This is a genomic window from Burkholderia sp. JPY481 (genome assembly GCF_038900515.1).
Taxonomy (GTDB): Bacteria; Pseudomonadota; Gammaproteobacteria; order Burkholderiales; family Burkholderiaceae; genus Paraburkholderia; species Paraburkholderia youngii.
Genome location: NZ_JAYMRT010000020.1, coordinates 36,436 through 49,342, shown reverse-complemented (window position 1 = coordinate 49,342; position 12,907 = coordinate 36,436). Strand labels below are relative to the sequence as shown.

Genomic DNA, 12,907 nt, shown 5'->3' with positions numbered 1-12,907 from the left:
GGGACTCGCTATTTTAGGGAAAAGCGGGTCCCGGCGCAGCGAGCGGCGCAGTCTTGCGCAGGTGCCAGCGCTGCGTCGCGGCGGCGTTGTGCGCGATGTTCACGCATCAGCCGGCAACTGCGCCGCCGCATGAAAAAACGCCTGCGCCCGTGGATCGTTGCCAAACGCTACATGAATCCTGATCCACGGGCTCGGCTCCCGGTTCGGCCTGAAGTGTTGTCCAGGCAGCACCGTCACACCGAGCGGCACACCGCATTCAACGAGTCGCTCGGCGTCCGCGACATGAGGCACGCGCGCCCACACGAACTTGCCGCCCGCCGGTTCTTCGAAAATCTCCCAGCCGGCATCTTCGAGTGTCTGGACGGTCGAGCCGAGCGCGCCGCGCATCTGGCGGCGCAGTCGCTCCAGATACTTGCGATACGCGCCGCGTTCCAGCATCGACACCGCCACCGCTTCGGCAAACCGCGAGCCGCCGATGCTCGTCAGCATCTTGATATCGACCAGATCCTTGATGATCGCGTGATTCGCAACCACGCAGCCGATCCGTAGCGACGACGACAGCGTCTTCGACAATCCGCCGATGTAGATCACCTGTTCGAGTTGGTCGAGTGTCGCGAGGCGATCGGTGAGGTCGGTCTGAAAATCCGCGTAGATGTCGTCTTCGACGATATGGAAGCCATGCTCACGCGCCATTTGCAGCAAACGGAACGCGACCTGCGGTGCGACCGTGGTGCCGGTCGGATTGTGGAACACGGTGTTGATGAGCAGCAGTCTAGGCCGGTGCAGCTTCAGTTGCGCCTGCATCACGTCGAGGTCGGGACCGCTGCCGGTGCGCGGAATGCCGATCAGCTTCATGCCGTGCAGTCGCAACAGGCCGTACAGGTTGTAGTAACCGGGGTCCTCGACAAAGATCGTGTCGCCAGGCTTCAGCATGTAGCGCACCAGCAGATCGAACGCCTGGCTCGCGCCATTGGTGATCAGAATCTGCGACGCGTCCGCCTGGATGCCCAACTGCCCAATGCGGCCGCGCAACTGCTCGCGCAAGACGGGATTGCCGAGCGGCGTCGCGTACTCGACCATGCTCGCCGGATCGGTTCGCGACACATGGCGGATCGCCTGCGCAATGCCGTCGATGTCGCGCCAGCTTTCGGGAATAAAACCGGTGCTGAGCTTCAGCGTCTCGCCCGGAAAGTTGAATTGTTCGAGCAAATGGTCCGATTCGACATCGGCGCGGCGCGGGTCCGACGTGCCCTGACAGCGCATGTCCGTCGGCTGGCGATCGGCGACGTAAAAGCCGGAGCCGTGGCGCGAGTCGACATAGCCGAGCGACACCAGCCGGTCGTATGCCTCGATCACCGGAAAGCGGCTTACGCCGAAGTCGGCGGCGAACTGGCGAATCGACGGCAGCTTCGAGCCGGGATGCGCATTGCGCGAACGGATCCACGCCGAAACGCCCGTGACGATCTGCTCGGTAAGCGGGACGCCGTTGTCCCGATCGAGCTGGATTTCGAGTTTCATACGCTTGCCTTCTGTCGCCGGCTGGCGAGCCCACGAGCTTTTAACCTGCGTCGCGCGAGCCATGCCAACTGTTCGGTTTTTTGACTGAACAGTTCCGATGAAAGTGTTCGGAACTGTGCATGGGTTTCCGATCATCGCACGCCAATAATCGGTACAACAGATAGTTCTTCGAGGAGAACGGCGATGCGAGAAGTGCGAGTTTTCGAACTGGAACATGGCGAGCCCGTCACGGCCTGGCGGGTTACGCGTCCGTCGATTTTCAAGATGATCAGCGGCAACATCTGGCTGACCGTCGAGGGCGAGCATGCAGATCACTGGCTGGCGGCAGGGCAGTCAATCGAGTTGGCGCGTGGATCGGTGGCATGGATCAGCGCGGGGCGGGAAGGGGCGCGTTTCGCGCTGGCGAGCGGCTCGCAGCGCAAGCTGCCGACGCTGCTACTCGGCTGGCCGATACCGGCTTGGCTGGCGCGTCGGCCGAGCGTAGTCTGATGCGGGGCAACCGGCGAGCCGCCGCTTTGCAGGCCGGACGTAGCCCGTAAGCAGCTCCTAAGCAGCCCCTAAGCAGCCCCTCCCGCCTCATACTCCCCGATATACCGCGCTCGCGGCCGGATCAACCGGCCATCGCGCGTCTGCTCCATCGCGTGTGCGATCCAGCCGACCACCCGCCCGAGCGCAAACAGCGTGAATGCGGCGCCGGTCGGCAAGCCGAGCACGCGCTCGATCGCCGCAAGCGCGAAATCCACCGTCGGCTCCGCGCCGGTCGTGTCGCGCACCGCTCGCGCAAGCTGCAGCACCTCGTTGAGCGGCGAGCGGGCCGGCGCGCAGTCGGCGAGCATCGTCAGCAACAACCGCGCGCGCGGATCGCCGTCCGGATAGAGCGGACGACCGAAGCCCGACAGCACCGGACCTTGCGCGCCGTGCTCGTGCCGCGCGAGCCGGTTCGCCAGATAGCGGTCCAGATCGGGCGAGCGCGACGCTTCATCGAGCAGCGCGGCAATGCGCACGGTTTCGCCGCCGTGACGCGGCCCGGAGAGCGCCGCGAGGCCGCCCGCGACCGCGCCGAACAAATGCGTGCCCGTCGATGTAATGCAGCGCACCGTGAACGTCGACGCGTTCAGCTCGTGATCCGCGCACGCGACCAGCGCCGCGCGCAGCAGCCCGCTTTGTTGCCGGCTGCGCACCCGCCAGGCCGTCGCGATCTGCCGATGCAGCGGTTCGTTCGACGTTCCCGCCGGCAGCATCGCGGCGGCCAGCAGCCGCATCACGGCGCACGCGGTGTCGAGCTGCGCGTCGCGGCCAAGCGCCCACACGCGCGGCATCTGCGCGGCGGCGGCCGGCAGCAGCACGAGCGCGCGATCGAGCGGCGTGCTGTCACTCCACAGCTTGAGCCACGCCGCCCATTGCGCGGGGGCGAGCGGCACGGCGGGCGCATCGGCGATGCGCCGCGCGCTGCATTGCCACAGCAGCGCCGCGACGTCTTCGAGTGACGCACTGCGTGCGAGCTCGATCGCATCGTGCCCGCGATACAGCAGCCGACCGTCCGCGACCAGCGTGATCGACGATTCGAGCACCGGCACGCCCCAGTCGAGCACCTTCTGCGCGACCTTGCCGGCGCGCTTGCCGTCCGCCTTGCGACGCGCGAGGCGGCGCACCTCGGCGGCATCGTAGAGGCGATGTCTGCCTTGCGCATCGGGCGACGAGCCGAGCATGCCGCGGCTCACGTACGCGTACAAGGTCGGCAGGCTGACGCCGAGCGTCGCGGCCGCTTCGGCGGCGGTCAGGTAGATCGGGGCTGACATGAAAGCACGTGAAAACCGAAGAAATCAATATATATTGATCATCATAATCAAGATTGATTGCAGCAAGGCGTAAATTTAGACTCGGTGCACCTGCTTCCTGTCCGCGGTCAACGCGCCCGATCCCATGACACCCGAACTCGCCCTCAAGCACATCTGGACCCTCGCCGGCTGCGATCCGGTCGCGCTGCACGCCGTGTCGCTCGCCGGCGCGGACCCCGGCTTGCCGTCGGTCTATCACGTCGGCAGCCTCGCGTCGTCGACCATCGCGGCGACAGGCCTCGCGGCCGCCGAATACTGGCGCCTGCGCAGCGGACGCAGGCAACGGGTGTCGGTGCAGATGCGTCGCGCGCTGGCGGCATTTCGCAGCGAACGCTATCTGCGGATCGACGATGGGCCACCGCCCGCGCTGCGCGATCCGGTCACAGGCTTCTACGAAACGGGCGACGGCCGCTGGATCCAGCTGCACACGAATTTTGCGCATCACTTGAAGGGCGTGCTCGACGTGCTCGGCTGTGACAACGGCCGGGAATCGGTGGCGGCCGCGATTCGCGGCTGGGAGGGCGCGACGCTCGATCAAACGCTCGCCGACGCGGGCCTATGCGCCGCCTTGATTCGCACGCCAGACGAATGGGCTGCGCTCGAGCAGGCCAAAGCGATCGCGCGCTTGCCGCTGTTCGAGATCGAGCGCATCGGCGACGCGCCGGCCGAGCCGCCGCGCCATGCCGATGCCGACGCCGCGCCCGGCATCGACCGTCCGCTCGCGTGCGTGCGGGTGCTGGATCTGTCGCGGATCATCGCGGGACCGGTGGCCGGTCGCGCGCTCGCGCATCATGGCGCGGACGTGATGACGATCAACGGGCCGCATCTGCCGAACATCGCGCCGCTCGTGATCGACAACGGACGCGGCAAGCGTTCGGCGCTCGTCGATCTGCGCGACGCCGCTGGCTGCGACACGTTGCGCGGACTCGCGCGCGATGCCGACGTGTTCCTGCAAGCCTATCGTCCGGGCGCGCTCGCGGCACGCGGCTTCGGGCCGGACGAGCTGGCGCGGCTGCGGCCTGGCATCGTCTATGTGTCGGTTTGCGCGTACGGGTACACGGGGCCGTGGGCGCAGCGACGCGGCTTCGACAGTCTGGTGCAGTCGGCGAGCGGCATCGCGTGGACGGAGCGTGCGGCGGCGGGTTCGGCCGAGCCGCGGCATCTGCCGTGTCAGGCGCTCGATCACGCGACCGGCTATCTGGCCGCGTTCGGCGCGATGGTCGCGCTCGCGCGGCGGGCACGCGAGGGCGGCAGCTGGCATGTGAAGGTGTCGCTTGCGCAGACCGGGCGCTGGCTGCAGTCGTTCGGGTTGCTGGCCGATGGACAGCAGGCGCCGGAAATGTCGCTCGACCATGTGCGCGATTGCGTCGCGAGCGTGCAATCGGAGTTTGGGTGTGTGCTCGGCGTTCAGCCCGCCGAAGAACTGGAACAGACGCCGGCGTTTTATGCGCTGCCGCCGGCGCGCATCGGCGCGCACGAAGCCCGGTGGACTTAACAGGGTAGCGTGCGCCGCGGTGGAGCTTGAACCGCGGCGCGCCCGGCCGTCCGACCATTCACCGAGTCGCAGCCTACTTCCTCAACTCCGCCACGAAGTCGTAGTAATCGTTGCGGCAGTACGTATCCGTCAACTCGATCGCGCGCTGATCCGCGGTATAGCCCACGCGCGTGATCAACAACAACGCCTCGTTCGGCGCGATGCTCATCTGCTGCGCGATCTCGTCGCTCGCGTTCACCGCGCGAAAGTGCTGCAACGCGCGCACGATCGTCAGTCCGCGATTCTCCAGATACGTGTACAGCGAGTCGCCGATTGCCTGCGGATCGGGAATCACAGCGGCCGGGAATGTGGAATTCTCGACCGCCATCACGATGCCGTCGGCGAGTCTCAGTCGTCGCAGCCGCGTGACCGCGGCGGCCGGCGACAGCCCCAACTGGATCACTTCATCGCGATTGGCCGGCGAGATTTCGCGCGACAGCCACTTCGAACTCGGCGTGAAGCCGCGCCGCCGCAGCATTTCGCTGAAGCTCGACAGGCGCGACAACGGATCTTCATAGCGCGGCGTGATGAAGCTGCCCGCGCCTTGGGTGCGGCGGATCAAACCCTGCTCGACGAGCAGAGCGATCGCCTTGCGCGACGTGATGCGCGATACGCCGAGCGCCTCCGACAGCACCCGCTCCGAGGGGAGCGCTTCACCGGCGTTCCAGCGGTTTTCGTGGATCGCGCTGCCGAGCTTGCGGGCAAGTTGCAGATAGAGCGGCGTGTCGTTTTCCGGGTCCGGGCGCAGGTCGCGCCAGCGGTCTTCCGAGGCAGAGGTCATGGGGCTCACGCAAGATGGGCAAGCGGCAATTTTAAAACATCGGCGCGCCCCGTTATAGCGGGCTTTTGCCTGGCGCGCCGTCGTGAGGCCGCGGAGCCGCTAAACTCGTCTCCAGGTTTTTCGTAGCATGCGTTGCGCGGTGAGGTCTCGCGCAATTGCATCGCATCCCGGTCGAGCCACTTTCGAAGGAGTCAGCATGACGAGCGAGATCGCAAGCGTGAGCTTGCCGGACGGCGAGCGCATTCCGGCGCTGGGGCAGGGCACGTGGGAGATGGGCGAGCAGCGGGCACGGCGCGCGGCGGAAATCGATGCGCTGCGCTGCGGCATCGAACTCGGCATGACGCTGATCGACACCGCCGAAATGTACGGCGACGGCGCGACCGAGTCGCTGCTCGGCGAAGCGCTCGCCGGTTTGCGCGACAAGGTGTTTCTGGTCAGCAAGGTGTATCCGCACAACGCTAGCCGACGCGGCGCGATCGCCGCGTGCGAGCAAAGCCTGAAGCGTCTGAAGACGGACCGGCTCGATCTGTATCTGCTGCACTGGCGTGGCTCGGTGCCGCTCGCGGACACCGTCGATGGCTTCGAGGCGCTGCGGCGCGCGGGCAAGATCCGTCACTGGGGCGTGAGCAACTTCGATACCGACGACATGGAAGAACTCGTCGCGACGCCAGGCGGCGACGCGTGCGCGACCAACCAGATTCTGTACAACGTGGCGCGGCGCGGGCCGGAGTTCGATCTGCTGCCATGGCTCGGCGCGCGCGACATGCCGGCGATGGCGTACAGCCCGGTCGATCATGCGCGGCTGCCGAAACGCTCGCCGCTCGACGACATCGCCGACGCGCGCGGCGTCTCCGTGTTTCAGGTGGCGCTCGCGTGGGTGCTGGGCAAGCCCAATGTGTGCGCGATTCCGAAGGCGGCGCGGGTCGAGCATGTGCGCGACAACCATCGCGCGTCGCAACTGGTGCTGGAAGCGGACGAACTCGCCGCGCTCGACGCGTATTTCAAGCCGCCGCGCGGCAAGCGTGCGCTGGAGATTTTGTAAGCGCTGGCGCGGCCGCCGTCCGTTGCGGAGCGGCGGCGCGCGAGGCTTGAAGCGCTGTGGGCGCCGCTGACGCCGCGCGCGCTCAGGTGCAGGGGTGGTGCTGATGCACGGAGCCGAGCACGGCGACTTCGGCGGGGGTGTGCTGCAGCGCGTCGTCTGGTACCTGGGCGGCATCGGCGAGGAAGTCGTCGACGATCGACGACACCGGCACGTCGCGCAGGCATAGCGACACGCGCTGGGTTTCGTTGACGGGGAAGGTGGTGCGTTGCGCGAGGAACAGCACGCCGTACTGATAACCGTGGATGATGCCGCGGATCGCGCCGACGCATTGCCCTTGCGCGACGTTGTCGTGGCGCTGTTTGCAACTCTGTACGAGCGAGTAGGCGGAGAAGCTCGGATCGACCGGTGGCGCCGCTTGCGACAAGGTTTGCGCCATTGGCTGCGCGGGTGTTTGCGCATTGGCGAGCGATGCGAGGCCCAGGGCGCTAGCCATCAGCACGGCGGCTGCCGTGCGGGTCGCGGAGGGGGGGACACTTCTATGCATGTTGTGGGCCCTCATATCGAACGATGAATTTGATATGAGGCGGTCGTCTCGGATTGGTTCCATAACACTCACACGCAGTGGAGGTTGTGTTCCCGCCGCTCGCGGTGCGGTTCGCGCGACGATGCGAGGCGCGGCTCGCGCGCGCTCCAGGCGATTCCGTCAGCGCGCGCCGAAGGCGGGCGGGCCGCTCCGGCCGGCCTGCGGCGGTGACGCCCGACCGGGGGATCGGGACGCCACCGCCGTTGCCAGCGGATAGCGGACAGTATGCCGGGACATGTCGTCGGCGGGTAGGGCGCGGGCTCCCTACCCAGGGCAACGGGCGACGCCTAGTGCCCGTTCCCGCCACCGTTGCCACTGCCGCCGCTGCCGCCACCCTTGGCTCCGTGACCGCCGCCGAAGCCTCCGCCAAAGCCTCCGCCAAAGCCTCCGCCAAAGCCTCCACCATGCGCGCCGCCGAAACCACCCCTCGGGCCACCGCTTGAGCCTCCGCAACCGCAGCTGCCGCTCCCGCTGCCGCCGCTGCTTCCGCATCCACTTCCACTTCCACCGCCACCGCCACCGCCGCTTGCGCCTCCACCGCTTCCACCGCCTCCACTGCCACCCCCACCATTTCAGCCACCACTACTGCTACCACCATTACTTCCGCCGCCGCTATTTCCCTTACCGCCCGTGCCCGCACCGCCACTCCCACTTCCGCTCCCTGAACCCGCCGCCCCGGCGCCGCTGTTACCGTTTGCGCCAGCCCCGCTATTGCTCGAACCCGCCGCGCCGCCACTACCGCTGCCGTTGCCACTGCCGCCGCCGAGCCGGCCGCAGCCCGGACCGCCAAGCCCGCCGCAGCCTACCGGCGCGAACACCGGGGCGGCATCGTCGGCGGCCGTGGCGGCGGTCGCCGCGTCGTCGTTCTGCGCGAGCAGCAGCGGCGCTGAATCTCCGGTTTGCGCCGGCGACGCGTCGGCCATCACCATCGAGCGAGGGATCACGTCCGTCGACGCCCCGTACGCGGCCTCGCCCGCCAGCACCGCCACCCCCGCGAGCACCGCTGCGCGGCGCATCATTGCGCAGCAATGCCGATCTGATTTTCTGATTTTCATCGCGCGTCTCCAGCTGCCACAGCGGCGGCCGACCTGTCTGCACGCGGGTCTTGTCGAACCCCGAGTCCGTCGTGCCGAAGTTGCCCGCGCGTCGCTGCCGTGCTGATCGCTTGAGGTCGCGTCATCGCGTGGTGACGCTCGTCGTGCGGATGTGCGCGGCGTTGCGCGCGCGGGTTGGCTTCGAATCTCTGGCCGCAGATTTAGCGATATCCATGCCACGCATCGCCGAGCCTTGAAGCGACGCGGGCGATCTCGGGATGTGCGATGCGCACGCCGGAAAAACGCCCGAAAACGTTGCGACGATGAAACGCGCGGACGCAAAAGCGTGTTTCCGACGCGGGATTCGTTAAGGGGGCGCTGTGCTGGATGACGCCGCGTCACGCGACGTCGATGAGGTTCGAATTGACGCTAGCTGGCGTTTTCCGACGCGTCGTCGGAAGCGGCGCCGTTCGTCGTGTTGCCCGCGTTGTCGTCGCGCGGCTCGCATTGCAGCTCGCGCAGAGTGGCGACCGGAATATGGCAGCGAATCCGGTGGGCGGAAGGCGAGTCAGCGGCGCCGCCGGCTTCGAGGAACGGCGGGTCCTGCTGCTCGCAGATCGCGCCGAGCTTGCGCGGACAGCGCGTGTGAAAGACGCAGCCCGACGGCATCGCGCCGGGCCCGGGCAACTCGCCCGTCAGATGGATGCGCGTACGTTGATGCACTTCGCCGGTTGCACCGTCGCCCGGCAGCGTCGGCACGGCGGACAACAGCGCCTCGGTATACGGATGCTGCGGCCCATCGAACACGGCCGCCGCCGGGCCGATTTCGAGCAGCCGGCCGAGATAGAGCACCGCGATGCGATCCGACACATAGCGCACCACGTGCAGATCGTGCGAGATGAACACGTAGCTGACGCCGCGCTCGCGCTGCAGATCGGCGAGCAGATTCAGGATCGCGGCCTGCACCGACACGTCGAGCGATGAAGTCGGCTCATCGCACACGACGACGCGTGGTTCGCCGGCAAACGCGCGCGCAATCGCGACGCGCTGCTTGAGTCCACCCGATAGCTGGCGCGAACGTGCGTCGAGATAGCGCTCGGGCAGCCGCACGGCGTCCGTCAGCGTGCCGAGCCTTTCGTTGATCTGGCGTCCGCGCAGCGCGGTGAAGCGCGCGAGCGCACGACCGATCAGCCGCTTGACCGAATGCGCGCGATTGAGCGCCGAGTCCGGATTCTGGAATACGATCTGCAGCGACTTCAGCTGCTCGTCGCTGCGTCGCGTGACGCGCGCGGCGAGCGGTGCGCCGTCGAGTTCGAGCACGCCGCCGGCATCGGGTGCGAGCAGGCCGAGCATCAGCCGCGCGAGCGTCGTCTTGCCGCTACCCGATTCGCCGACGAGGCCGAGCGTCTCGCCGCTCGCGAGTTCGAGCGACACGTCATCGACCGCGCGCAGCGGCGCGCCGGATACGTGGAATGTTTTCGACAGGTTGCGAGCGCGCAAGACCGGCGCGGAGGACGCGCGCGCTGCCGCGTTGGATGATGCGGCCACCACCGGCGCCTCGCTCGATGCCGCCCGCGGCAATTCGATCGCGCGCTCGTGATAGTGGCAGCGCGCCATCTGATCGCCATGCGCGGCGCCGAGCCGATAGGGCGGCGGCGCGTCGCGCCGGCAGCGCTCGTCGGCGAGACGGCAGCGCTCCGCGTAGATACAGCCCTGCGTGACCGAGCCCGGCAACGGCAGGCCGCCCGCGATCGTATCGAGCCGCTCGCGGTCCTTGCTGCGTCCGGCGCTAGGCAGGCAGCGCAGCAGCCCGACCGTGTACGGATGACGCGGCCGCGCGAACACGTCCTGGGTCGCGCCTTCCTCGACCAGCTTGCCCGCGTACAGCACGCCGACACGTTCGCACATGCGGCCGATCACCGCGAGGTTGTGGCTGATGAACAGCACCGCGGTGCCGAGCTCCTCGCGTAACTGCGCGACGAGGTCGAGCACTTCCGCTTCAACGGTCGCGTCGAGGCCGGTGGTCGGTTCGTCGAGAATCAGCAGCGCGGGGTTCGACGCGAGCGCCATCGCGATCACGACGCGTTGCTGCATGCCGCCCGACAATTGATGCGGATAGCTGTCCATCACGCGCTCGGGCGCCGCGATACGCACGCGCTGCAACATCTCGAGCGTGCGATGCAACGCTTCGTCGCGTGCGACGCCGGCCGCCTCGAATGCTTCGGAAATCTGGCGGGCAATCGTCAGCGATGGGTTCAGCGCGCGGCCCGGGTCCTGATAGACCATCGAGACGGTCGTCGCCCGCATGCTGCGCAGCGCATCGGCGCCGAGCTTCTGCACGTCCGCGCCGGCGATCGCGATCTTGCCGGCCTTCACCTTGCCGTTGCGCGGCAGATAGCGCAGCGTCGCCATCGCGACGGTCGACTTGCCGCAGCCCGATTCGCCGACGAGTCCATACGCCTCGCCGCGCCGCACGCGAAACGACACGTCTTGCAGCACTTCGCGATCGCGTCCGCGAATCCGGTAGGTGACCGTCAGGCCGACCACGGTCAGCGCATCGGTGCGATCGCTCTTCGACACGTCGAACGCGGCGAACGAGGAGGGCGGCGCGCCGTTCATCGGTCGAGCACTCCCTGCACGCTGTCGGCGATCAGATTGACGCCGACCACCAGCGACGCGATCGCGCCCGCCGCGAACACGACGGTCCACCACGCGCCGCCCGCCATCAGCGTGTACGACTCGGACAGCGCGAGCCCCCAGTCGGCCGACGGCGGCTGGATGCCGAAGCCGAGAAACGACAGCGTCGCGACCGCGAAGATCGCATAGCCGAGCCGCACCGTTGCTTCGACGACGATCGGCGGCAGCACGTTCGGCAGGATCTCCACGAACATGATGTACGGGGCGCGTTCGCCGCGCAGCTGCGCGGCGGCCACGTAGTCGAGATGGCGCTCGGCGAATACGGCGGCGCGCACGGTGCGCGCGGTGATCGGCGTGAACGTGAGGCCGATCACGAGAATCACCGTGAGGTTCGACGCGCCGACCGCCGCGAGCGCGAGCAGCGCGATGATCACGAGCGGCAGCGCGAGCACCGCATCGATCACGCGGCCGATCACGTCGTCGACCCACCCGTCGAAGTAGCCGACCAGCAGGCCGAGCGCGGTGCCCGCCGCGGTGCCGAGCAGCGTCGCGAGCGGCGCGATGGTCAGGATGTCGCGCGCGCCGACGATCACGCGTGAGAACACGTCGCGGCCGAGCTGATCGGTGCCGAACCAGTGCGTGCGATCGGGCGGCGTGAGCGAATTGAGCGGATCGGACGCGTACGGATCGAGATGCACGAATCGGGGCCCGGCGATCGCGCAGACGATCCACCACGCGACGATCAGCGCGCCCACGAGGAAGGTCGGCGAACGCAGAAGCAGCAGGAGGCGCGGGAAGCGTGGCTCGGCGGGCGCGCGTGGCGCGGAGCCCGGTGCGCCCGGCGCGGGTACGCCCGGTGGCGTTGAAGAAGCCGGCGGCACGCTCGTATTCATTCTGCGGTCCTCACCCGCAGCCGCGGATTGAGCAGCACATGCAGCGCATCGGCGACCAGATTCGCGAGCGTATAGACGACGCCGATCGTCAGCACGCCCGCTTCGAGCATCGGAAAGTCCTTCGCCTTGGCGGCGTTGTAGATCAGCGAGCCGATGCCCTGGTAGTGGAACAGCGTCTCGACCACCACGAGTCCGCCGATCATGTAGCCGAGCTGGGTGGCGGCCACGGTGATCGTCGGCAGCAGCGCGTTGCGCAGCACGTGCCGCCAGATCACGACGTGGCGCGGCAGGCCCTTGAGGATCGCGGTGCGCGTGTAGTCGGCGTCGAGCGCTTCGACGGTGCCCGCGCGCGCCATCCGCGCGATATAGCCGAAGAATACGAAGACGAGCGGCAGCACCGGCAGCACCAGATGCCGCAGCTGTTCGAGCACGCTTGCATCGGGCGGGAACGAAGCTTCGATCGGCAGCCAGCGCAGCCACACGCCGAACACGAGGATCAGCACGATCGACGACACGAACTCCGGCACCACGGTCGCCGACAAACCGGCAATGCTGATCGTGCGATCGAGCCAGCGTCCCGCATGCATCGCCGACCACACGCCGCCCGCAATGCCGAGCGGCACGACGACGATGAATGCGAAGAGGCCGAGCTTCGCCGAATGTCCGAGCGCATCGGCGATGAACGGCCCGACCGGTTCGCGATACGCGTACGACAGCCCCATGTTGCCGCGCACGAAGTGCGTGATCCAGTCGATGTATTGCGTGAGCAGCGGCCGGTCGGCGCCGAGCTGATGGTTGAGCGCGGCGACCGCGCGCGCATCGGCGAGCGGCCCGAGCACCGCGCGGCCGATATCGCCGGGCAGCAACTGGCCGCCCGCGAACACGATCAGCGACAGCAGCCACAGCGTGATCAGCGACAGACCCACGCGCGTCGCCAGAAAACGCGCGACGCGGCCTGCGTTGCCGTTCGTCGCGCGCGGCAAACGCGATGGGTTCGAGGCGGGAGCGGGCGCCGGAGCCGACATCGTGAGTTCTCGTGCGGAGGTG

The 12,907-nt window shown here is 67.9% G+C and carries 11 protein-coding genes; 3 read left to right on the top strand and 8 right to left on the bottom strand.

Annotated elements, in window-relative coordinates; translation table 11 throughout:
• Positions 1-99: 99 nt before the first annotated feature.
• Entirely contained in the window at positions 100-1,518 is a 1,419-nt protein-coding gene (locus VSR82_RS32455) for an aminotransferase-like domain-containing protein (RefSeq protein ID WP_429458124.1), read from the bottom strand.
• Between the two features lie 183 nt (positions 1,519-1,701).
• On the opposite strand from VSR82_RS32455, the gene VSR82_RS32450 reads away from it, so the two are divergent.
• The gene (locus tag VSR82_RS32450) at positions 1,702-2,007 is read left to right on the top strand and encodes a DUF2917 domain-containing protein (RefSeq protein WP_429458126.1); all 306 of its coding nucleotides are present in this window, start codon (positions 1,702-1,704) and stop codon (positions 2,005-2,007) included.
• 68 nt (positions 2,008-2,075) lie between these two features.
• Here the strand turns inward: VSR82_RS32450 and VSR82_RS32445 are convergent, their stop codons facing one another.
• A complete protein-coding gene (locus VSR82_RS32445; protein WP_498858391.1) occupies positions 2,076-3,317 on the bottom strand; it encodes a citrate synthase in 1,242 nt (413 codons plus the stop codon).
• A gap of 124 nt (positions 3,318-3,441) precedes the next feature.
• Here VSR82_RS32445 and VSR82_RS32440 point away from each other — a divergent pair, with 124 nt between their 5' ends.
• Positions 3,442-4,851 carry a CoA transferase gene (locus VSR82_RS32440; protein WP_429458130.1) on the top strand — a complete coding sequence of 470 codons (1,410 nt, stop codon included), beginning with the start codon at positions 3,442-3,444 and terminating at the stop codon, positions 4,849-4,851.
• A 73-nt stretch (positions 4,852-4,924) separates the two neighbouring features.
• Here VSR82_RS32440 and VSR82_RS32435 read toward each other — a convergent pair whose 3' ends face one another.
• On the bottom strand, positions 4,925-5,671 hold the full coding sequence (locus VSR82_RS32435; protein ID WP_013090333.1) for a GntR family transcriptional regulator: 747 nt from the start codon (positions 5,669-5,671) through the stop codon (positions 4,925-4,927).
• A 196-nt stretch (positions 5,672-5,867) separates the two neighbouring features.
• On the opposite strand from VSR82_RS32435, the gene VSR82_RS32430 reads away from it, so the two are divergent.
• Positions 5,868-6,713, top strand: coding sequence for an aldo/keto reductase (locus VSR82_RS32430; protein WP_429458132.1), 846 nt, complete (start codon positions 5,868-5,870; stop codon positions 6,711-6,713).
• 82 nt (positions 6,714-6,795) lie between these two features.
• Here VSR82_RS32430 and VSR82_RS32425 read toward each other — a convergent pair whose 3' ends face one another.
• From VSR82_RS32425 to VSR82_RS32405, 5 genes are all read right to left on the bottom strand, one after another.
• On the bottom strand, positions 6,796-7,257 hold the full coding sequence (locus VSR82_RS32425) for a Rap1a/Tai family immunity protein (RefSeq protein WP_368584768.1): 462 nt from the start codon (positions 7,255-7,257) through the stop codon (positions 6,796-6,798).
• 611 nt (positions 7,258-7,868) lie between these two features.
• Positions 7,869-8,351 carry a hypothetical protein gene (locus VSR82_RS32420; RefSeq protein ID WP_429458134.1) on the bottom strand — a complete coding sequence of 161 codons (483 nt, stop codon included), beginning with the start codon at positions 8,349-8,351 and terminating at the stop codon, positions 7,869-7,871.
• 408 nt (positions 8,352-8,759) lie between these two features.
• Complete coding sequence (locus VSR82_RS32415) at positions 8,760-10,949, bottom strand: ABC transporter ATP-binding protein (RefSeq protein ID WP_429458136.1); 2,190 nt, start codon at positions 10,947-10,949, stop codon at positions 8,760-8,762.
• The gene (locus VSR82_RS32410; protein WP_429458138.1) at positions 10,946-11,860 is read right to left on the bottom strand and encodes an ABC transporter permease; all 915 of its coding nucleotides are present in this window, start codon (positions 11,858-11,860) and stop codon (positions 10,946-10,948) included. The genes VSR82_RS32415 and VSR82_RS32410 overlap by 4 nt, the downstream gene beginning before the upstream one ends.
• A complete protein-coding gene (locus VSR82_RS32405) occupies positions 11,857-12,885 on the bottom strand; it encodes an ABC transporter permease (protein WP_368584772.1) in 1,029 nt (342 codons plus the stop codon). Before VSR82_RS32405 ends, VSR82_RS32410 begins: the two co-directional genes overlap by 4 nt.
• Positions 12,886-12,907: the final 22 nt, after the last annotated feature.

Bases quoted from the DNA above. Each gene is read 5' to 3' on its own strand.
- VSR82_RS32455 (WP_429458124.1), bottom strand. From the start codon at position 1,518: ATGAAACTCGAAATCCAGCTCGATCGGGACAACGGCGTCCCGCTTACC.
- VSR82_RS32450 (WP_429458126.1), top strand. From the start codon at position 1,702: ATGCGAGAAGTGCGAGTTTTCGAACTGGAACATGGCGAGCCCGTCACG.
- VSR82_RS32445 (WP_498858391.1), bottom strand. From the start codon at position 3,317: ATGTCAGCCCCGATCTACCTGACCGCCGCCGAAGCGGCCGCGACGCTC.
- VSR82_RS32440 (WP_429458130.1), top strand. From the start codon at position 3,442: ATGACACCCGAACTCGCCCTCAAGCACATCTGGACCCTCGCCGGCTGC.
- VSR82_RS32435 (WP_013090333.1), bottom strand. From the start codon at position 5,671: ATGACCTCTGCCTCGGAAGACCGCTGGCGCGACCTGCGCCCGGACCCG.
- VSR82_RS32430 (WP_429458132.1), top strand. From the start codon at position 5,868: ATGACGAGCGAGATCGCAAGCGTGAGCTTGCCGGACGGCGAGCGCATT.
- VSR82_RS32425 (WP_368584768.1), bottom strand. From the start codon at position 7,257: ATGCATAGAAGTGTCCCCCCCTCCGCGACCCGCACGGCAGCCGCCGTG.
- VSR82_RS32420 (WP_429458134.1), bottom strand. From the start codon at position 8,351: ATGAAAATCAGAAAATCAGATCGGCATTGCTGCGCAATGATGCGCCGC.
- VSR82_RS32415 (WP_429458136.1), bottom strand. From the start codon at position 10,949: ATGAACGGCGCGCCGCCCTCCTCGTTCGCCGCGTTCGACGTGTCGAAG.
- VSR82_RS32410 (WP_429458138.1), bottom strand. From the start codon at position 11,860: ATGAATACGAGCGTGCCGCCGGCTTCTTCAACGCCACCGGGCGTACCC.
- VSR82_RS32405 (WP_368584772.1), bottom strand. From the start codon at position 12,885: ATGTCGGCTCCGGCGCCCGCTCCCGCCTCGAACCCATCGCGTTTGCCG.